This window comes from Candidatus Chlorobium masyuteum (assembly GCF_011601315.1).
Classification (GTDB): domain Bacteria; phylum Bacteroidota; class Chlorobiia; order Chlorobiales; family Chlorobiaceae; genus Chlorobium; species Chlorobium masyuteum.
Map to the genome: position 1 here is coordinate 588874 of NZ_JAAORA010000001.1, position 18627 is coordinate 607500.

At 49.0% G+C, this 18627-nt stretch carries 21 protein-coding genes (1 of these 21 only partly in view); 11 read left to right on the plus strand and 10 right to left on the minus strand.

The features are described from left to right. The first annotated feature begins 1 nt into the window (after position 1). The 11 genes from G9409_RS02760 to pheS all read left to right on the plus strand — a co-directional run bounded on the left by G9409_RS02760 (position 2) and on the right by pheS (position 11305). Entirely contained in the window at positions 2-589 is a 588-nt protein-coding gene (locus tag G9409_RS02760) for a helix-turn-helix domain-containing protein (RefSeq protein WP_166807296.1), read from the plus strand. Positions 590-726: 137 nt separating this feature from the next. Next, on the plus strand, positions 727-2187 hold the full coding sequence (gene gcvPB / locus G9409_RS02765) for an aminomethyl-transferring glycine dehydrogenase subunit GcvPB (protein WP_166807297.1): 1461 nt from the start codon (positions 727-729) through the stop codon (positions 2185-2187). A gap of 64 nt (positions 2188-2251) precedes the next feature. Continuing rightward, positions 2252-2764 carry an HNH endonuclease gene (locus G9409_RS02770; protein WP_166807298.1) on the plus strand — a complete coding sequence of 171 codons (513 nt, stop codon included), beginning with the start codon at positions 2252-2254 and terminating at the stop codon, positions 2762-2764. Between the two features lie 45 nt (positions 2765-2809). Then, entirely contained in the window at positions 2810-3388 is a 579-nt protein-coding gene (locus tag G9409_RS02775; protein ID WP_166807299.1) for a nucleoside deaminase, read from the plus strand. Between the two features lie 233 nt (positions 3389-3621). Further along, positions 3622-5400: a glycoside hydrolase family 3 protein gene (locus G9409_RS02780; protein WP_166807300.1), complete on the plus strand. Its 1779-nt coding sequence runs from the start codon at positions 3622-3624 to the stop codon at positions 5398-5400. 16 nt (positions 5401-5416) lie between these two features. Beyond that, positions 5417-6826, plus strand: coding sequence for a chlorophyllide a reductase subunit Z (gene bchZ, locus G9409_RS02785; protein ID WP_166807301.1), 1410 nt, complete (start codon positions 5417-5419; stop codon positions 6824-6826). Between the two features lie 181 nt (positions 6827-7007). Beyond that, a complete protein-coding gene (gene thrS, locus G9409_RS02790) occupies positions 7008-8981 on the plus strand; it encodes a threonine--tRNA ligase (RefSeq protein WP_166807302.1) in 1974 nt (657 codons plus the stop codon). A gap of 23 nt (positions 8982-9004) precedes the next feature. Further along, positions 9005-9646, plus strand: coding sequence for a translation initiation factor IF-3 (gene infC / locus G9409_RS02795; protein ID WP_166807303.1), 642 nt, complete (start codon positions 9005-9007; stop codon positions 9644-9646). Positions 9647-9693: 47 nt separating this feature from the next. Then, positions 9694-9888: a 50S ribosomal protein L35 gene (rpmI, locus tag G9409_RS02800; protein WP_006367174.1), complete on the plus strand. Its 195-nt coding sequence runs from the start codon at positions 9694-9696 to the stop codon at positions 9886-9888. Between the two features lie 26 nt (positions 9889-9914). Next, the gene (gene rplT, locus G9409_RS02805; RefSeq protein ID WP_006367175.1) at positions 9915-10262 is read left to right on the plus strand and encodes a 50S ribosomal protein L20; all 348 of its coding nucleotides are present in this window, start codon (positions 9915-9917) and stop codon (positions 10260-10262) included. A 17-nt stretch (positions 10263-10279) separates the two neighbouring features. Beyond that, positions 10280-11305, plus strand: a complete 1026-nt coding sequence (gene pheS, locus G9409_RS02810) for a phenylalanine--tRNA ligase subunit alpha (protein WP_166807304.1) — start codon at positions 10280-10282, stop codon at positions 11303-11305. An 88-nt stretch (positions 11306-11393) separates the two neighbouring features. On the opposite strand, the gene G9409_RS11950 is transcribed toward pheS, so the two are convergent. From G9409_RS11950 to rpsF, 10 genes are all read right to left on the minus strand, one after another. Next, on the minus strand, positions 11394-11939 hold the full coding sequence (locus G9409_RS11950) for a hypothetical protein (RefSeq protein WP_208019644.1): 546 nt from the start codon (positions 11937-11939) through the stop codon (positions 11394-11396). Between the two features lie 275 nt (positions 11940-12214). Beyond that, positions 12215-13327: a DUF3570 domain-containing protein gene (locus G9409_RS02820; RefSeq protein ID WP_166807305.1), complete on the minus strand. Its 1113-nt coding sequence runs from the start codon at positions 13325-13327 to the stop codon at positions 12215-12217. 28 nt (positions 13328-13355) lie between these two features. Continuing rightward, complete coding sequence (locus tag G9409_RS02825; RefSeq protein WP_198935461.1) at positions 13356-13595, minus strand: DUF4266 domain-containing protein; 240 nt, start codon at positions 13593-13595, stop codon at positions 13356-13358. Then, positions 13592-14107, minus strand: a complete 516-nt coding sequence (locus G9409_RS02830) for a TlpA family protein disulfide reductase (RefSeq protein WP_166807306.1) — start codon at positions 14105-14107, stop codon at positions 13592-13594. Before G9409_RS02830 ends, G9409_RS02825 begins: the two co-directional genes overlap by 4 nt. A gap of 620 nt (positions 14108-14727) precedes the next feature. Continuing rightward, positions 14728-15963, minus strand: a complete 1236-nt coding sequence (locus tag G9409_RS02835; RefSeq protein WP_166807307.1) for a hypothetical protein — start codon at positions 15961-15963, stop codon at positions 14728-14730. A gap of 126 nt (positions 15964-16089) precedes the next feature. Beyond that, positions 16090-16446 (minus strand): c-type cytochrome, encoded by a 357-nt coding sequence (locus G9409_RS02840; RefSeq protein WP_166807308.1) that lies wholly within the window; start codon positions 16444-16446, stop codon positions 16090-16092. A gap of 774 nt (positions 16447-17220) precedes the next feature. Continuing rightward, positions 17221-17676, minus strand: coding sequence for a 50S ribosomal protein L9 (gene rplI / locus G9409_RS02845; protein WP_166807309.1), 456 nt, complete (start codon positions 17674-17676; stop codon positions 17221-17223). A 36-nt stretch (positions 17677-17712) separates the two neighbouring features. Continuing rightward, positions 17713-17991 (minus strand): 30S ribosomal protein S18, encoded by a 279-nt coding sequence (rpsR, locus tag G9409_RS02850; RefSeq protein WP_006367391.1) that lies wholly within the window; start codon positions 17989-17991, stop codon positions 17713-17715. 35 nt (positions 17992-18026) lie between these two features. After that, the gene (locus G9409_RS02855) at positions 18027-18500 is read right to left on the minus strand and encodes a single-stranded DNA-binding protein (RefSeq protein WP_076792905.1); all 474 of its coding nucleotides are present in this window, start codon (positions 18498-18500) and stop codon (positions 18027-18029) included. Between the two features lie 68 nt (positions 18501-18568). Next, positions 18569-18627, minus strand: the final stretch of a protein-coding gene (gene rpsF / locus G9409_RS02860; RefSeq protein WP_166807310.1) for a 30S ribosomal protein S6. Its footprint extends 343 nt past the window's final position; 59 of the gene's 402 nt are visible here — the last part of the coding sequence; its start codon lies beyond the right edge, outside the window; it ends in the stop codon at positions 18569-18571.

Below are 18627 nucleotides of genomic sequence, written 5' to 3' on the forward strand. Positions count from 1 at the left end.
AATGGCTGAAGAAAGAACACATGGCAGCGTGAGCGAACTTTATGCAAAGCATGCGAGCACTGAAGAGTGCCAGGATTTTGTAAAGTTATTGAACTCAAGAAAACTTGCGAAGACATTGTTCGCACTTCGTTGCAAGGCTGGATTAACTCAAAAGGAGCTTGCCGCAAAAACAGGACTGACGCAGAGCAAGGTGTCGAAAATTGAACATTCGCAGGATATAACCCTTACCATTGGTGATATCCTGCAATTTTGCGAGGGGCTTAACGTACAATTGCACCTTGGTTTAATGCCGGAGGGATTGCCGCTTGTCAATAAAGTCAAGTTTCATTGGGTCGAACTGCAGAAACATCTTGTAACAATTCGGGAAATCAGTAAAGGGGACTCGGCGATGGAGAACGCTGCGAGAGATTTCACCTATGAGGCGGCACATAACATTACGAATGGCTTGCTGGAGTGCCTTGGAAAAGTTATGCCCATTCAGGAAAAGGAAGAGCTGTTCACTGTTTCGGCTCCATCTGGCTCAAAAGAGGATCCTGAAGAGTGTAGCCCGGCAGTGCTATCAGGACAGTTTTGTCATCAGGAGGAGTAATCTGGTGACAACCATATGTTGCGCGCCTGAAAAATCTGAAGATTTTTTTCGATTGGCTTGAGCTTCTCTCCCCCTTCTTCTATATTGATCTACAGTTATTTTTACACCTCAGACCCACTCATGAAGTAACAAAGACAATGAGAGAAAAACTGATTTTTGATCTGTCCCGTCCCGGACGTAAAGGCTATGCTCTTTCCGATCGCGATTTTACGAATAGCTCACTGGAGAGCATTCTGCCGGAAAAATTTCTGCGCAAATCACCCCCTGAACTGCCTGAGGTGCCTGAAAGTGAAGTGGTGCGCCATTTTGTACGGCTCTCCAACATGAACTACCATGTGGACAAGAACATGTATCCGCTTGGAAGCTGCACCATGAAGTACAACCCTAAAATCAACGACTATACCTGCGACTTGCCGGGCTTCAGCACACTTCATCCCCTGCAGCCCTCTGAAACAACCCAGGGCGCACTGCAACTGATGTATGAACTTGCCGAGATGCTGCGTGAAATAGCCGGTATGGCGGCGGTATCGCTTCAGCCTGCGGCCGGTGCACACGGAGAGCTTACCGGCATCCTGCTTATAAAAAAATATCATGAGTCACGCGGATCAAAACGCCACAAACTGCTGGTGGTTGACTCGGCTCACGGCACCAATCCCGCTTCAGCCGCGCTTGCGGGATACGAGATTATCTCGGTGAAAGGCAATGCCGATGGCCGCACTGACCTCGACGATCTTGCCCGTAAACTGGACGGTGACGTAGCCGCCCTGATGCTGACCAATCCGAATACCATCGGTCTGTTCGAAAAAGATATCCTGCGCATCTCGGAGATGGTGCACAAGAACGGCAGCCTGCTCTATATGGATGGCGCCAACATGAATGCCCTGCTCGGCATTGCCCGCCCCGGAGATATGGGATTTGATGTCGTGCACTACAACCTGCACAAAACCTTTGCGGCGCCTCACGGCGGCGGCGGTCCCGGCAGCGGACCGGTCGGTGTGAGTAAAATTCTTGAGCCATTCCTTCCTCTGCCAATCATCACAAAAAATGAGAGCGATGAAGGTACAACCTACGCGCTCAATTACGACCGTCCGGAGAGTATCGGCAGGATGATGAATTTTTACGGGAACTTCGGGGTTCTTGTCAGGGCATATACCTATATCAGGATGCTTGGACCCAACGGGGTTCGCAGGGTTTCAGAAAATGCCATTATCAATGCAAACTACCTGCTCAGCCTCCTGCTTGAACGCTTTGACTTGCCCTTTCCGAAACCGGTTATGCATGAGTTCTGCCTCTCCGGAGACCGGCAGAAAAAAGAGCACGGTGTCAGAACGCTCGATATGGCAAAACGGCTCCTTGACTACGGCTTTCATGCCCCGACCATCTACTTCCCGCTCATTGTCAGCGAGGCGTTGATGATTGAGCCGACAGAAACCGAGTCAAAAGAGACGCTCGATATGTTTGCGAAAGCACTGCTCAGTATTGCCGATGAAGCTGCAAACAACCCGGAACTGGTGCTCTCAGCCCCGGTTACAACCCCGGTAAGACGGCTTGATGAAGCGATGGCGTCAAGGCAGTTGAATATCTGCTGCTCGCTTTAACTATTTTACCTAACAATTTGTACCGTAACAATCATGCAGTTATATCATAAACTTCCGCCGGGATATGCCGTTACTTCGATCGAAAGTTCTTGTTCTCAACAGCAGTTACGAGCCATTAACCGTTTGTGACGCCCAGAAAGCTGTTCTTCTCCTCTTTGGCGGTAAAGCCGTGTCGGTTACCCATAATCCTGATCGGGTAATCCGCACGGTTTCCACCAGTTTTCCCATGCCGAGCATTGTAAGGCTTACTGTTTTTGTTCGGGTTCCCTACAAAAGGATCATGCTGAACCGTAAAAACATTCTCCTCAGAGATGCCTACCAGTGTCAGTATTGCGGGAGAACCGATCTGCCACTGACCATTGATCACGTCGTTCCAAGATCCAGAGGCGGTGACTATTCATGGGAAAACCTGATAACTGCCTGCCGCCGCTGCAATACGAAAAAGGGCGATAAAACCCCGCGCGAAGCCGATATGCAGCCATTGAAACAGCCGATACGGCCCAACAGCCTGATGTTCATGCAGCAGGTTACCGCTACGGTTTCCGATGACTGGAAACCCTACCTCTATATGAGCTGAGCGTTCACAACTCTTTTCTGTAAAAATTTTTATAGCCTTTTTTTTATGGGCACCGGCTTTCCCGATTTTCAGCTCCCTTCATGGGTAACTGCGTATACTCCGTTTGATTCAGGCAAACTCCATTCTGACCATGACCGGATGCAGTTCACCATAGAACTTGCCCGTAAGAACACCCTGCATGGAACCGGCGGCCCTTTCGGTGCGGCGGTGTTTGAGCGAAACTCCGGTAATCTTGTGTCGATCGGGGTAAATCTGGTTGTCCGGAGCTGCTGCTCCCATGCCCATGCAGAAATGGTTGCCATAGCCATGGCCCAGAAGAAAATCAACTCCTGGACCCTGAACCATATAAAAAGTCCGCAGCATGAGCTGGTAACCTCCTGTGAGCCCTGTGCCATGTGTTTCGGTGCAATAATCTGGTCGGGAATCTCCCGGCTGGTATGCGGCGCGTCCACTGCCGACGCTACTGCCGCCGGTTTTGATGAGGGCCCGAAGCCGGAAAAATGGATTGAAGAGCTTGAAAAAAGAGGCATTGAGGTGGTAACCGGAGTTTGCTGCAATGATGCAAAGATTATTTTTCGGGACTATCTTGAAGGCGGTGGCGTCATCTATAACCCGAACCCCTGACATGAGCTCGTTGGATAAGAGCGTATTGTCCTGATTTTTTTTACTTTTCATACAGAAGGGCTCCGCTATAAATTCTTGAGAGTGGTTTGAGGGCGAGGCAGCACAGCAACCGGAATGTAGACGGAGCACTTGAGGCGTTCGGGCACCGTCCAGCGAAGCGATCGAATCACGGAATTACATTACTGGCGGCCCCAATAAACTGAAGGGGAAATATTCACCGATAACGGAACTACATGAACAGAAAATCACTCCTGCTGCTCCCCTTCCTGCTTCTCACCCTGCAGTTCCTTTTCAGTATGCCGTCCGCTTTTGCAAAGTCAAAACCGGGTGGAGAGAAATGGCGTGCCCAACAGATTTTCAGCCGTCAGGATCCCTCCATCGAAACAGCACTGCTGAATATGAGCCTCTCTGAAAAGGTAGGCCAGATGCTCATCGCTCAATCGGATGGAGAGTATAACCGCAAAAATGATATCGCATACCAGTTGCTGAGCCGGCTCGTACAGGAGGGAAAGGTAGGCGGCATCATGTTTCTCAAGGGCAATACCTTCGGCAGCAGCATGCTTGCAAACCATTTTCAGTCTCTTGCTCCGCGCCCCCTCCTCTTGAGCGCTGATATGGAGAGAGGGTTGGCCATGAGGCTTACCGGAGCAACTGAATTTCCACCAAACATGGCCGTAGCAGCTACACGGAACCCTGAACTTGCCGCAAGGATGGCCAAAGCTATTGCCCTGGAAGCCAAAGCTGTCGGGCTTCACCAGAACTACGCGCCTACCGTTGACTTGAACATCAACCCGTTAAATCCGGTTATCAATACCCGCTCATTCGGAGATAATGTCCCCCTTGCCATCACTATGGCCAATGCCATCATCGAAAGCTTGCAGTCAAACGGACTGATTGCAACCGTAAAACATTTTCCCGGACACGGGGATGTAACGGTCGATAGCCATCTTTCGCTCCCGGTGCTTCAGGCTGACCGCCAAAGGCTGGACGCCTATGAGCTTAAACCGTTCCGCTCGGCTATTGAGCACGGTGTTATCAGCGTTATGACCGGACATCTTGCGGTACCAAAACTGACCGGCACCATGGAGCCTGCCTCTGTTTCAAAAGTGATCGTGACCGATCTGCTCCGCAAAGAGCTCGGTTTTCAGGGGCTGATCATTACCGATGCACTGAACATGAAAGCGCTCTACAACGGTGAAAATGTCCCGGATATCTCCATAAAAGCTGTTCTGGCAGGAAATGACCTGCTCCTCTTTTCGCCGGACCCGGAACTTGCTCACAGCTCCATTGTAAAGGCCGTAGAAGATGGAGTAATCAGTATGGAGCAAGTCAATGCTTCTGTCCGACGGATTCTCCAGGTAAAATTGTGGCTTGGTATTGAAGAGAGAAAGCTGGTCAATCTGAACCGTGTGAGCGAAGAGTCGAGCCCTGAATCCCACAGAGCTCTTGCAAAAGAAATTGCCGCCCGCTCCATCACGCTGGTAAAAGATGCGAACCATTACCTTCCGATTAAACCGTTATCAACCGAAGAGAACATCCTTAATATCATTCTGCAGGATAAAGCGGAGAGTGAAACCGGAAAAGGATATTGTGCCAACCTTGATCGTTACTACAAGGCTACCCATATCAGAATCAATCCCGGAACGGACTCCCTCTCTCTTGCCAATACCCTTGAACAGGCAGGCAAGGCATCAGCTGTGATTATCACCTCCTATGTCCAGATACACTCCGGCTCGGGAACATTGAAGTTGACTGCAATGCAGCAGCAGTTTGTCCACTCGCTTGCACTGACGGTGCCAAAAGAGAAGCCGCTTATCCTTGTCTCGCTGGGGACCCCTTATCTGATCAACTATTTCCCTGAAATAACCACCTACCTCTGCACCTACTCATCCAGTCAGACAAGTGAGGAGAATGTTATCGATGTACTGAGAGGAACGCTTGTTCCTCACGGCGTTATCCCCGTTTCCCTCCTGGGAGCGCCATCTGAATCCGGAACAATTAACAACCACTGATTATCCGTTTTATACCATGGGAAAAACCATTCGGGACGAATCAACCGCAAGCGCCTACTGGGCGGCAGTAAATACCTTCTGTGCCCTCAAGGATGTTCATGTTATAGCCGACGCTCCGGTCGGCTGCTACAATCTTGTCGGTGTGGCGGTCATGGACTATACCGACGCCGTTCCCTATCTTGAAAACTTTACGCCAACCAGTCTGACCGAAAAGGAGATCGCCTCATCAGGCACCTCGGAAGTTGTCTGTGATACCATAGAAAAGCTCCGGGCACCCGGAAGGCAGTTGATTCTCGTCTCAAGCGCAGAGAGCGAAATGATCGGCAGCGACCATGAGAAGATGCTCTTGATGAAATATCCTGACGTCCGGTTTTTTCCCTCGAACTCCCTTGGCGAAAATGAGTGGCAGGGCCGGGAGCGCGCCCTGCGATGGCTGCATGAACAGTTTGACGACCATAAACCTGCACGTATCGAGAGCGGCTCAGTAAGCATTATCGGCCCTACGTATGGCTGCTTCAACAGCCCGTCCGATCTGGCAGAACTGAAACGGTTGATTGAGGGTGTCGGCGGCAGGATTGCACACATCTATCCTTTTGAAAGCTCTCTCTGCGATATTGCATCACTGAAAAATTCCGATGTCGTTGTGCAGATGTACCATGAATTCGGGAGTGAGCTCGCCGGAGTGCTTGATCGCCCGGTATTGCAAGCACCGTTCGGTATGAAAGAGACAGAGGAGTTCATCCTCAAACTGGGCTCGCTGCTCAATAAAAAGGATGAGGCCGCAGCATTCATGAAGGAGGAAAAGCGCACAACACTCAAACCACTCTGGGACCTCTGGCGCGGACCACAGGCAGAGTGGTTCCCAACCATACGCTTTGGAGTGATAGCTGCAGAGAGCTATGCCATCGGCCTGAAAATCTTTCTGCAGGATGAGATGGGTATGCAATGCCTTTTCTCCCATGACTCGGCAAAAGCCGACAACACCCTTGTCCGCAGTGAGATTCAGCAGAAACAGCCACAGTTCCTCTTCGGAAGGATTGTCGATAAAATCTATCTGGCAGAACGTGATGCGAAAACACGATTTATCCCTGCTGGCTTTCCCGGTCCGATTGTCCGCCGCTCACTCGGTACTCCCTTCATGGGTCACAGCGGAATGATCTATCTCTTGCAGGAAATTGTCAATGCTCTTTATGACATGCTCTTCAACTTCCTGCCTATCAACCGTCAAACACCGTCAGCTGAAACACCCGCGGTAAAGGTGGCCTGGAGTGGCGAAGCCAATGCCCTGCTGAACGAAATGGTAAAAAAAGCTCCTTTTATCAGCCAGATCTCCTTCGGTCGAGAGTTGAAACGCAAAGCAGAGCTTCTGGCAATAAAGCAGGGACGAGAAAGTGTCACCCCGGAACTCCTGCAAATGATGATGTGATTTGGATTTTTTTAATTTTATTCGTATCGTCTTGATCCACATTCCGGACCCGGGGATCCAGTTTCACTATTGGGCAGCCCCCCCGACCGGGTATTACTAACAAGAAGAGGCTGTATTGATTTTTCCTGCGAAACATCCGTTAAACGTTGATTTCGTAAGGAACAAAACGACAGGAAACAGAATGTCTGACAATCAGGAACAACTGGCGATGATAGCCATTACCCTGCCGGACGGGACAGTAAGATCATTCCCTTCAGGCAGCACCGGTTTTGATATTGCACTCTCGATAGGCAGAAGGCTTGCCCAGGACGCGCTGGCACTCAAGCTTGACGATACGATTGTTGATCTCTCAACGCCGTTGCATTCTGATGCAAGGGTAGCAATTATCACCTTTGACTCACCGGAAGGCAAGGATATCTTCTGGCACAGCTCAAGCCATCTTATGGCCCAGGCCATTGAAGAGCTTTTTGCGGGCAGCAGATTCGGCGCTGGCCCCTCAATAGAGCAGGGCTTTTACTACGACGTTGCTTCTGAACACCGCTTCCGCGAGGAAGATCTCCGCCTGATCGAACAGAAGATGCTTGAAATCAGCAAGCGCGACAGCAAAATCCAGCGAGAGGAGCTCTCCCGGACAGACGCCATCGAATTTTTCAAAAGTACCAGAAATGACCCGTACAAGGTTGAGATTCTTGAAGATACCCTGAAAGATGTCGATACGGTATCGCTCTATCACCAGGATGGCTTCACCGACCTCTGCACCGGCCCGCACGTGCCGACGACCTCGAAAGTGAAAGCTGTGCTCCTGACCAACATCTCATCGTCCTACTGGCGGGGAGATTCGTCAAGAGAGCAGATGCAGCGCATATACGGCATCACCTTCCCTTCTGAGAAACAGCTTAAAGAGTATGTAACACTGCTTGAAGAGGCAAAGCGCAGGGATCACCGCAAACTCGGCGCCGAACTGGAGCTCTTCATGCTTTCGCCGGAAGTCGGAAGCGGTTTACCGATCTGGCTACCGAAGGGTGCAATCATTCGCAATGAGCTTGAATCCTTTTTGAAAGAGGAGCAGCGCAAACGCGGATACCTGCCTGTTTACACTCCGCATATCGGCAATATCGAACTCTACAAGCGTTCGGGCCACTACCCCTATTACAGCGATTCGCAGTTTCCGCCGCTAACCTATCACGATGAAGAGGGACGCAAGGAGCAGTATCTTCTCAAACCGATGAACTGCCCGCACCACCATCTCATCTATAGCTCAAAGATGCGCAGTTACCGCGACCTGCCCATCCGCCTGACAGAGTTCGGTACGGTCTACCGCCATGAGCAGTCAGGAGAGCTCAACGGTCTTGTACGTGCACGGGGATTTACCCAGGATGATTCGCACATCTACTGCCGTCCCGACCAGCTTGTTGATGAGATCTGCAGCGCAATAGAGTTGACCCAGTTTGTCTTCGGAACACTCGGGTTCAACGAGGTGCAAACACGCCTCTCCATGCATGATCCGGAAAACCAGGCCAAATACGGCGGGACACCTGAGGTGTGGGAACAAGCTGAAAAAGATGTTAAGGAGGCGGCCGACCGCATGGGTATAGAGTACTTTATCGGCATCGGTGAAGCGAGTTTCTACGGCCCGAAGATCGACTTTATTGTGCGTGACGCACTTGGAAGAAAATGGCAGCTCGGAACGGTGCAGGTTGACTATGTCATGCCTGAACGGTTCGATCTCTCCTATATCGGCAGTGACAGCCAGAAACACCGTCCGGTGGTCATTCACCGGGCTCCGTTCGGCTCCATGGAGCGTTTTATCGGTGTCCTCATCGAGCATACCGCTGGTAATTTCCCTCTCTGGCTTGCTCCTGTACAGGCTGTTGTACTGCCTATTGCTGAAGATGTTCACGACTATGCAAAAAGTGTTCAGCAGACACTCCTTGCAGCAGGAATCCGGGCTGAAATTGACACCAGAAATGAGAAGATTGGCAAAAAAATACGTGAAGCCGAGCTTGCAAAGGTTCCCTGTATGATCGTTATCGGACAGAAAGAACAGGAGAGCGGAGAAGTATCGCTGCGCCGCCATCGCATTGGTGATGAAGGCCGATTCAGCATAAGCGGACTGACCGAAAAGCTCCTGAAAGAGATTACCGCCAGAACCTGATTATCTAAACCAAACCTGAACGAATGAAGAAACAGAAGGTTACGACTCAAAAGCCGAAACTTACCTATCGGGTCAACGAACAAATCCGTGTGCCGGAAGTCAGGATTATTTTTCCTGATGGAACGCAGCAGGTGATGAAAACCATTGATGCAAAGCGGGTAGCCGAAGAGCGGAATCAGGATCTTATTGAGGTGCAGCCGAACGCAGTCCCCCCGGTCTGCAAGTTTGACAACCTCGGCAAGCTGTTGTACAAGATGGACAAGAGGGACAAGGATCTCAAGAAAAAACAGAAGACCACGACGCTCAAGGAACTTCGTTTTCATCCGAACACCGACAAGCATGATTTTGACTTTAAATCAGCACATCTCGAAGAGTTTCTCCGCAAGGGAAACCGTGTTCGGGCAACGATTGTCTTTTTGGGTCGCTCAATCATCTATAAAGACAAGGGGCTTGAACTGGCAGAACGATTGACCGAACGACTCAGCGTTGTCAGCACCCGTGACGGAGAACCAAAGTTTGAGGGCAAGAAGCTTTTTGTCTATTTCGAACCTGACAAGAAGAAAATAGATGCCTACGACCGCATCAGGGCAAAAACAAATCAGCCACCTCTCGCACCACTTGCCCCGTTGTCGGAAGCGGATCTGATAGAAGAGACTGAAGAGTAATCAAAGGAACATTGAGCAATTTTATACAAAAATAATAAAGGACGATCATGCCTAAAATGAAATCACACCGCGGAGCATGCAAACGGTTCAAAGCTACCGCATCAGGAAAGATCAAGCGTGAAAGAATGAACGGATCACACAACCTGGAAAAGAAGAACAGAAAGCGTTCACGCCGCCTGCACCAGTCTACCCTGCTTGACTCTGCCAAAGCAAAGCAGATCAAACGGATGATCCTTGCATAAATTTTCAACCTTAACTTTACACAACAATGCCTAAAGCAAATAATGCCGTAGCCTCAAGGGCCCGGAGAAAAAGAGTTTTAAAGAAGGCCAAGGGATTCTGGGGATCACGCGGCAATATTCTGACCGTCGTCAAGCATGCTGTCGATAAAGCCGAGCAGTACGCATACCGTGACCGACGTGCAAAGAAGCGCAACTTCCGTGCACTCTGGATTATGCGTATCAATGCGGCTGCCCGCCTGAACGGCACAACCTACTCAAGACTGGTCAACGCCATGCTGAAGAAGAATGTCGAAATAGATCGCAAGGCTCTTGCCGAAATTGCAGTCAAAGACCCGGCAGCCTTCACACAGATTGTTAAAGCGGTAATCGAATAAGATTTATTCCGGTATTAATGGAAAACACCATTCGCAGTTTACAGCAGGAGATCACTGACTTTGAGATTACCACTCATGCAGATCTTGAAGCATTCCGCCTTAAGTACACGGTTCGAAAAGGGCTCATTGCCGCTCTTTTCGGACAGCTCAAGACGGTTGCGCCTGCTGACAAGCCGCGTATCGGACAGTTGCTCAACCAGCTTAAGCTGACCGCTGACAACCGTATTGATGAAGAAGAAGCTAAACTCGCTGCAAATGCAGGTGACTCCGCTAAACGGATTGACCTTACACTGCCGGGAAGACGCTATTTTACCGGCAGCGAGCATCCTGTACAGAAGGTGCTTGGCGAAATGAAGCAGATATTTTCGGCAATGGGCTTTGGAATTGCAACCGGCCCGGAGCTTGAACTTGACCGGTACAACTTCGACCTGCTGAACTTTCCGCCCGACCACCCGGCCCGCGACATGCAGGACACCTTTTTTGTAACCACCGGCAATCCTGATACCGACCTTCTACTCAGAACGCACACCTCACCGGTGCAGGTCAGGGTCATGCTCGACCATGAACCACCGATTCGGGTAATATGCCCGGGAAAGGTCTACAGGAACGAGGCGATAAGTGCCCGCAGCTACTGTGTTTTTCATCAGCTTGAGGGGCTCTATATTGATAAAAAGGTAACCTTTGCGGACCTGAAGGCCACCATCTACTCTTTTGCCCGCCAGATGTTCGGGACGGATGTAAAACTGCGTTTTCGTCCGAGTTTTTTCCCTTTTACCGAACCATCTGCGGAAGTGGATGTCACCTGCTACCTCTGTGGCGGTAAAGGGTGCCGTGTCTGCAAAAAATCCGGATGGCTTGAAATCATGGGGTGCGGGATGGTCCATCCGAACGTCCTGCGGAACTGCGGCATTGATCCCGAGACCTGGTCAGGCTATGCCTTCGGTATGGGTGTAGACAGAACGGTGCTCCTTCGATACAAAATCGACGATATCCGTCTCCTCTTCGAAAACGATCTCCGAATGCTCAGGCAGTTCCCTGCATAAAACCACCCATTGCACTACATCTTGAAACAGAAAAAGCGGCTCCGAAGCCGCTTTTTCATGTATCATCAGAATACTTCCTGCAGGAGCGTTAAAGAACCGCCCAGGCAAGCAATCCAAGCGCCCCGACACCGGCCACAGCCACTACAGCTCCGCCACTATCGCTGCTTCCTCCGTCGTCATCACTTGATTCAGCATTGTGATCGCTGTCGTGTGAGGTTGTGGTTGTTGTCGCTGCCGTTGTTGTGGTTGCCGCAGTTGTTGTCGCTGCCGTTGTTGTCGTCGTCGCAGGGGTTGTGGTCGTTGTTGTGGTTGTCGCTGCAGCACCATAATTAAGTGTTGTAGACCCTCCGCCACCAAAGGTAAGCGTCTCCACACTGGTAAGATGGAAGGTAAGGCTGGTGCCACCGCTGCTTGCACCGGTTACGGTGATCATACCATTTGCATCAGCCGTACCAATGGTAAAGCCGGCACTCTTGTAACCGGCAGAAAATCCGGTATTCGCATAATCGCCAAGATAGAGATTATCGTTTCCAGCCAAACCATTAAAGTCGTAAACATCACCGGATCTGGGTTTTCCACTGACACTCAAATCCAAATCATCTGCCGCTGCCGTTCCTGGAATGATAAAAGCCATAGTTTCCTCCTGTTGTTATCAAAGATATAAGTAATGTTCAATAATAAGAGTTCAAGTCCTTAAACAGCCTTAAGCGTGTCTTAATTTTTCCCTAAAAATGCAGCCGCATTTCTCTCGATGTCAAAAAAAACCGCAAAATCGATCCTATACCTGTATCATGCAGGCAGTGAATACATAATGTACTGTCGGAAATGAATGAGCCTGAAAGCTTTACTGACAGCTACTCCTTATTTATACGTAACAAGGAGAGCTGTCAGAAGCCTGATCTCAGCTAATTAAAACTGGCGAGATACGCCAAGCTGAAGGAATGTTGCCGTGAAAGGAGCAAGATTATTGTCGCCGCCACCGGTTACACACCAGCCCGCACGCTGCTCGTAGTTCTCATACTTGACATCCACAAGCCAGTCCTTGGCAATTCTTTTTTCCACTTTAATGCCGAGGGTCAGTGCGCCGAATGCTGAAAGGCGCTGATCCAGCGAGTTTGGCGTAATGGTACGAGGAACTGGAGGATAGGTAGTCCGGTAAAAGTCGGCTGCCGTCTGGGAGTGAACCCTGACCGACGGGATTACCGTGAAATCATTCGGCAGTGGCTGCACATACTCAAGACCAAGCGTGCTTGCTTTGACGCCGAATGTGTCATAGTAATAACGGTAGGAGAGTCTTGTCGTACCGTCAGTTCCGTCAAAATGGTGGTTCCAGCGGGTCATAATCGTCTTGCTCTCACGCCGGTCAGGGCGTGTATCATAAGACTTGTATGGGTCGCTGAAATAGCCCCGACCTCTTGAAATGCCGAAATTCAGCTGAAGAATGTCAACCTTAGTCAGCACCTTGGTAACGCCGAACAAACCGGCAATCGTCCGCTTGTCATACTGCAATCCCTGAGCTGTAGGATTGATCGTATCGGTGGTATAGCTGCCTCCAAGGGTAAACGTGGTATTTTTGTCCTCGGTCTGCAGACTCCCCTGTCCTGAATAGCCACGGGAGATGTAGTCATTCTCGGTTGAATAGACGGTTCCGAGAGTAAGGCTTCCTTTTGAGAAGTAGCGGGTAAGGCCGAGGTCAACCTCCTCACGAGTGTCGTGCGAAGATGCTCCCGACAGAATATGCGTATGATAATCAGGTGATGCACCAGAAACCGAGTCATTCACATAGGTTGTAGAGATAGACCACTTGCCGGCAATAGGAGCCATAGCCGTAACCGTATAGGCATCAACACCTATTCTGTCCTGACTGGGCTGACTATCCTGATAATGAAGGTATTTAAAAGCAACGCTACCCTTTTCAGGCGCGGCTTCAGCAAATGCGGGATGAGATGATGGCATCGCCATCGCAGCAGCAAAGAGTGCTGCGCCGATAATAGTTCTTTTTTTTGTCGGGACCGATTTCATTGGAGTATCCTGATAATTAATGGTTCAGTTAATTGCATCCACAGCCGCCACCGCCGACGCCAGCGCCGCCGGATGCTGCCTCTTTGCTTCCGTAGATATGCTCAGTGTACTTGGAGTCAAGAGCGTCGCCTTCAAAGGTCATCTCAGGACGTGCGAGGGTCTCTTTTTCCCACGGCTGAACAGCCTGGCCGATTGAACAGCCTGAAAGTCCGAGCATGAGCAGCAACAGTAATGCGTGAACCGGTCTTTGAATCATATTTTTTTTCATTTGTTTGCCTCCAGTGCAGCCTTGATTTGTTTTTCGAGTACATCACGATCCGCCTCTTTAAAGCCCAGGTGCTGAGAGATAACCTTGCCATCGCGGCCAATCAGAAAACTGGTCGGCATTCCCTTCACTCCAAAAGTTTTCGGAGTCAACCCCTTTGAATCAAAAGCAACGGTAAATTTCGCAGGATTCTGGGAGAGGAATTTTTTGGCATCCTCATTCTTGCCGTCAACATTCACACCAATAACTTTAAGACCCTGTGCACGGTATTTTTCCTGAATGGAGTTCATCCATGGAAATGACTGGCGGCACGGTCCGCACCATGATGCCCAGAAATCCACATAAACCACCGATCCGGCGGTGCTCGACAGCGTCACAGAACCCTGCGACCCCGGCAGTGAGAAATCGGGAGCCTTGCTGCCCGCCTCAAGCGCGTACGAAGTACCGCTGAAGCCGACGCATAGCAGTCCGCCAACCAGAAGTGTACCAAGTTTTTTTCTAACCGTATTCACCATGTGTGTGTAGCGTTTGAATTAAGAGAAAAGACCAATTGAAAAAAGCTGTAAAATTGCAGGTATACTACTTATAACGTGCTTGATAAATAAAACAATGCTATGGGCACCTTTATTTCCAAGCCTGACTATCGACGTTGTGCAAGAGATGGAATTAATCAACCGGGATAGTGATGACCGAGACAAAAAGCCCTATCATTTTTCTCAATAGCCCTCCTTATCGCCCTAACCAATGCTGCAGATGTTCAGATTCATCTGAACCGTCGTTATTTTAAGCAATAAATATCTAATTCGCTATTAAAAACAGCTTAAAATTCGCTTAAAAATACACCTGATGTAAGACCGATCGCAACCACTGCATAGATTAAAATATACGTCAGTATCCCTGAGCCTTGCTCTATGTAGCAATTTTCATGCACTTTACCGCGAAGAATATACAATTTATGACTGTATTGCTGAAATACATTCTACGCCGCTATAGAGCGCTCTGTGATACACTAAAAACAAAGAGCCGTCTCTTCCTGTTGTATAAGGTAAAGACGGCTCTTGACTTACAATCAATCATACAGTTGCCTGCACCTCAAGCAAAACACTCAAGCTGTAACAACGTAACAACTGCTTGATCAGAATGCGCTGTAGAACATCGCTGTGGTCAGCTGTTTTCCGACAGCGTCGGTTTTTACGTCACCGGAGTAGAAGCTGTGGTTCAGCTGGAAAATCATGTTCCGTGCAATCTGGTAGTTTGCTCCAAGTGTCAGCGCATTGTCATTGTCTGCTGCGCCTGCACCGGAGTTGGCATTTCTGTAGGCAACACCAATACCAAGTCTGTTAGGCACAATACCGAGCTCGGTTGCGATGCTCAGTGCATTCTTGCTTCCTACCGATGAAGCGTTATAGAAGTTGGCTGTCTGGCCTGCTTTCGAAGCGGCTGCGCTGCCATAGGCAACATAGACTCCAAGCGGCATGTCACCAGCTTTGCCCTGTGCCTGTGCATCAATAGCCCATGCGCTGGCATGATTGCGAGTCGGGGCGGCGGCGGTTCCTTCCGTTGAGCTGCCGGTCCAGATCTGAGCGCCTGCAGCAAGATCCCAGTCTCCAACCTTCTCGGGAGTGACAACACCTCTGATATAGCTGAGCGGACGACCTGAAGAGAAGGTGATACCATCGGTCATGACATCCTTGACAAGATAAGGGGTATAGCTGAGGTAGCCATACTTGTGCTGGGCTACAAGAGCAACACCGGTTGTTTTGTGAGCAGCTCCAATGTACTGCTGGGCAGATGCTTCATTTCTGTTCTCAAAAGCGCGGCTGAAGCGAAGAGCTCCGGTGTTCAGGAGTTCGTAACCAAACGCTGCACCCTGTGCATCCGTATAGAAAGGAACGGTCAGGAAGGTAATGTCCTTTGTTGCAGGGAATACAAAAGGCACCTTGAAGCCGACGATGCTTGCCGGGCTCACAAGGCTGATCTCAGCCTGGAATCCGATGTTCTTTGCTACTTTTCCGCCGATGGAAAGAAATGCTTCGTCAGGAACCTGGAACTGTCCAGCATTCAACTCTGTATCAGCTGTACCGTTGGTCTTCTGATATCTGAACTTGGTTACAAGCCCGGCATTGAGGGTTGCAGGGGTTGACAGATTGGTGTCTTCAATCGTGCCCTGTTTGCCTACTGTGGTGTAGCCGTTTGCCTTGAATGAGCGACCATAAGCGTTCAGCAGCGGAAAGCGCTGAAAATGGCAGGCAGCGCAGGACTGACTGGTCTGTCTTGCAAACACCGGGGTGGCGGAGGCCTCCTGCGGTGAAGAAAGCGCCATCAGACTGAGACAGCTTGCTCCAACAAGCATGGTTTTTTTAAGCGTCATAATTATTCACTCCATTGTTTTTGTTATGATTGAAAATGGCGATAAATCACCAATCTTTTAATGTTACTGCATCAATAAAACCAGAAATACCGTATAGCAGCTCCGGCTTGATACGACAGGATGCAATCAGTCAAACAGACACTGATCGATCATATAGGCAACGGCATTGGCACTTTCAGTTAACGTCAGCGCATCCATACCGCCCTTTGCCGGCATATTGTTGAACCCTTCAACCGCATGCTTGACCATTGCCTCCATACCGTGTGCCATTCTCGGCTTCCAGGCCGTAATATCGCAGAATTTCGGCGCATCCATAACACCACTGCTGTGGCATACTGAACAAGCTCGTTCGTAAACATCTTTACCCTGAACCATATCGTACTTTGCACGCAAAGTGGCTCTGGCAATATCTTCAGCATTGACGATTTGCGAGGAACAGATAAAAACAACCATCAGAGAACAAACCTGAACAAAACGCCTCATAATCATCTCCATTATTGATTATAAAATTGATTTTATGCCTGTATTTACTTAGCCGATCCTCTCAAAAGAACGACTCACAAGCTCATCATCCTGCTCCCTACAACCTGCTCATGAGCACTAAAAAAACTGCTCATGATAGCAAAACCCCTTAATGTCCGGAATGATTGATAAAATCATCAGTCCGCCACAAAAAAGAGGGACAAGGCTAACAAAAGGACTACACCGTCCGAATGTCGACAAATGAACAACCTGACAAGATTAAATATAAAGCGGATGAAGCCAACGTTTCAGGGCATCAATCAACTCCAAAAGCGATTTCCTGCTTATAAAGCCAACACGTACTACAGAAAATTAAATTACAATGAAAATATGTTTAAAATCATATTAAAAACCAAAAAAAATAATTCTACCCAATTACCAACAAGACGCGGGTATTACGCTTTCTGATCACTGCCGATGATTTCCTCCGGTTTTCAAACCGCCTTTTCATATATAAATCAGCAACCCTTCTCCGTACAGACTTCGGCCATATAACAGGATCTCATACGATATACATCGATATACTTACGGCTTGACTCAATAACTTTGAGCAGAGCTGTTAACTGATTGAATAAATTGCTGATATACGACCGATTAAATTAATAAAATCATCACTACAGATTCTACGGGCGAGGCTCAACGAGAAAATAAATAAGCTCCGTGACACTAATTGTTACGGAGCTTATTCAATAGGTTCAAACCGCAATACGGTCAGAAGTTATTCATTAATAATCCTCACTCTCCAGCACCTTCTGCCTCAACCTCGAAATGAACTTTTACCGATATATCCGAAAAGAGTCTGGCATCTGCTTCAAATTTGCCAAGCGTCTTCACCGGGGCGTCAAGTGTGATTTTGCGGCGATCAATCTCAAAACCCTGCGCTTTGAGAGCCTCGGCAATATCAGCAGAAGTTACGGTTCCAAAGAGTTTGCCCGATTCACCCGCTTTGGCATATACCTTCAGTGCTAACTGCTCAATTTTCTGGGCAACTTCGCGGGCATGCTTGCGCAGTAACTCGACCTTTTTGGCCTGCTGCTTTTTTTCTGTTTCAAGAGCCTTGAGCGTTCCCTCGGTAGCTCTTATTGCGATCCCCTGCGGAATCAGGTAATTGTTGGCATAACCGTTTTTGACGGCAACAACTTCACCTGTGTCGCCAAGGGTAGCCACATCCTTTCTTAAAATGACTTTCACTGCTTAGCTTCCTCGTTCAATAGATTGCGAAAATGGTTATTTGTATTCATCGACAACATAGGGTATTACTGCCAGGAACCTTGCCCACTTCACTGAATGGGTCAAAAGGTTCTGCTCTTTGGCAGAAAGACCGGTGATGCGACGGGGAATAATTTTCCCCTGATCGTTGATGAATCTTTTCAGCTTACGCTCATCGCGATAGTCAAAAAATACCACCTGATTTTTCGACACTTTTTTCTTCGACGCAAGAGCATTGCTCAACGATTTGTTGCCCTGCGATTTGTGGCCTTGTGACTGTGTAAATTTCTGTCTCATAAGTATCTCTACAAAATTTTGCTTACCCTGTCCTCTCAATCGGAGGAAAGGTATTTGTATTCGTAAATGTGACTGGCTTCATCGTCGGGAATCTCTCCATGGTGGATATCATGACATTCATCCTCAATAAAGCCCTCTTCATCATCCTCACCATTCTTTTTACGTTTGTTGAGGAACTGGATTCTTCTTGCTTTTATCTCTACAACCGTTCTTGAAGTTCCGTCCTGAGCCTTCCATGTGCGGCTTTGCAATTCACCATCCACAAGGACAGCCGAACTTTTCTTCAGGTTGTCACGGCAGCTCTCGGCAAGCTTGTTCCATGCTACCACACCTACATAGCAGACATCCTCCTGCCACAGGTGATTGCTGTCACGGAACCTTCTGTTACATGCAATTGAAAAATTAACGACCGGCGTTCCGCCTGAATTAGTCTGCCTGAAAACCGGATCTTTCGTGAGATTTCCTGCGATTATCACACTGTTTATTTCAGGCATTTTCAATTCAGCCATAACATCTACTCCGTTTAAATCTCAAAAGGAATCACGTCGTTCGCTTGCTTTCACTCCAAACATGACAATCATTTAGCCGCTGCTTCAGAAGCTGCTGCCTCAAGGGCCGCAACATCTTCAGGACTGC

Bases quoted from the DNA above. Each gene is read 5' to 3' on its own strand.
- G9409_RS02760 (WP_166807296.1), top strand. From the start codon at position 2: ATGGCTGAAGAAAGAACACATGGCAGCGTGAGCGAACTTTATGCAAAG.
- gcvPB (WP_166807297.1), top strand. From the start codon at position 727: ATGAGAGAAAAACTGATTTTTGATCTGTCCCGTCCCGGACGTAAAGGC.
- G9409_RS02770 (WP_166807298.1), top strand. From the start codon at position 2,252: ATGCCGTTACTTCGATCGAAAGTTCTTGTTCTCAACAGCAGTTACGAG.
- G9409_RS02775 (WP_166807299.1), top strand. From the start codon at position 2,810: ATGGGCACCGGCTTTCCCGATTTTCAGCTCCCTTCATGGGTAACTGCG.
- G9409_RS02780 (WP_166807300.1), top strand. From the start codon at position 3,622: ATGAACAGAAAATCACTCCTGCTGCTCCCCTTCCTGCTTCTCACCCTG.
- bchZ (WP_166807301.1), top strand. From the start codon at position 5,417: ATGGGAAAAACCATTCGGGACGAATCAACCGCAAGCGCCTACTGGGCG.
- thrS (WP_166807302.1), top strand. From the start codon at position 7,008: ATGTCTGACAATCAGGAACAACTGGCGATGATAGCCATTACCCTGCCG.
- infC (WP_166807303.1), top strand. From the start codon at position 9,005: ATGAAGAAACAGAAGGTTACGACTCAAAAGCCGAAACTTACCTATCGG.
- rpmI (WP_006367174.1), top strand. From the start codon at position 9,694: ATGCCTAAAATGAAATCACACCGCGGAGCATGCAAACGGTTCAAAGCT.
- rplT (WP_006367175.1), top strand. From the start codon at position 9,915: ATGCCTAAAGCAAATAATGCCGTAGCCTCAAGGGCCCGGAGAAAAAGA.
- pheS (WP_166807304.1), top strand. From the start codon at position 10,280: ATGGAAAACACCATTCGCAGTTTACAGCAGGAGATCACTGACTTTGAG.
- G9409_RS11950 (WP_208019644.1), bottom strand. From the start codon at position 11,939: ATGGCTTTTATCATTCCAGGAACGGCAGCGGCAGATGATTTGGATTTG.
- G9409_RS02820 (WP_166807305.1), bottom strand. From the start codon at position 13,327: ATGAAATCGGTCCCGACAAAAAAAAGAACTATTATCGGCGCAGCACTC.
- G9409_RS02825 (WP_198935461.1), bottom strand. From the start codon at position 13,595: ATGAAAAAAAATATGATTCAAAGACCGGTTCACGCATTACTGTTGCTG.
- G9409_RS02830 (WP_166807306.1), bottom strand. From the start codon at position 14,107: ATGGTGAATACGGTTAGAAAAAAACTTGGTACACTTCTGGTTGGCGGA.
- G9409_RS02835 (WP_166807307.1), bottom strand. From the start codon at position 15,963: ATGACGCTTAAAAAAACCATGCTTGTTGGAGCAAGCTGTCTCAGTCTG.
- G9409_RS02840 (WP_166807308.1), bottom strand. From the start codon at position 16,446: ATGAGGCGTTTTGTTCAGGTTTGTTCTCTGATGGTTGTTTTTATCTGT.
- rpsR (WP_006367391.1), bottom strand. From the start codon at position 17,991: ATGAGACAGAAATTTACACAGTCACAAGGCCACAAATCGCAGGGCAAC.
- G9409_RS02855 (WP_076792905.1), bottom strand. From the start codon at position 18,500: ATGGCTGAATTGAAAATGCCTGAAATAAACAGTGTGATAATCGCAGGA.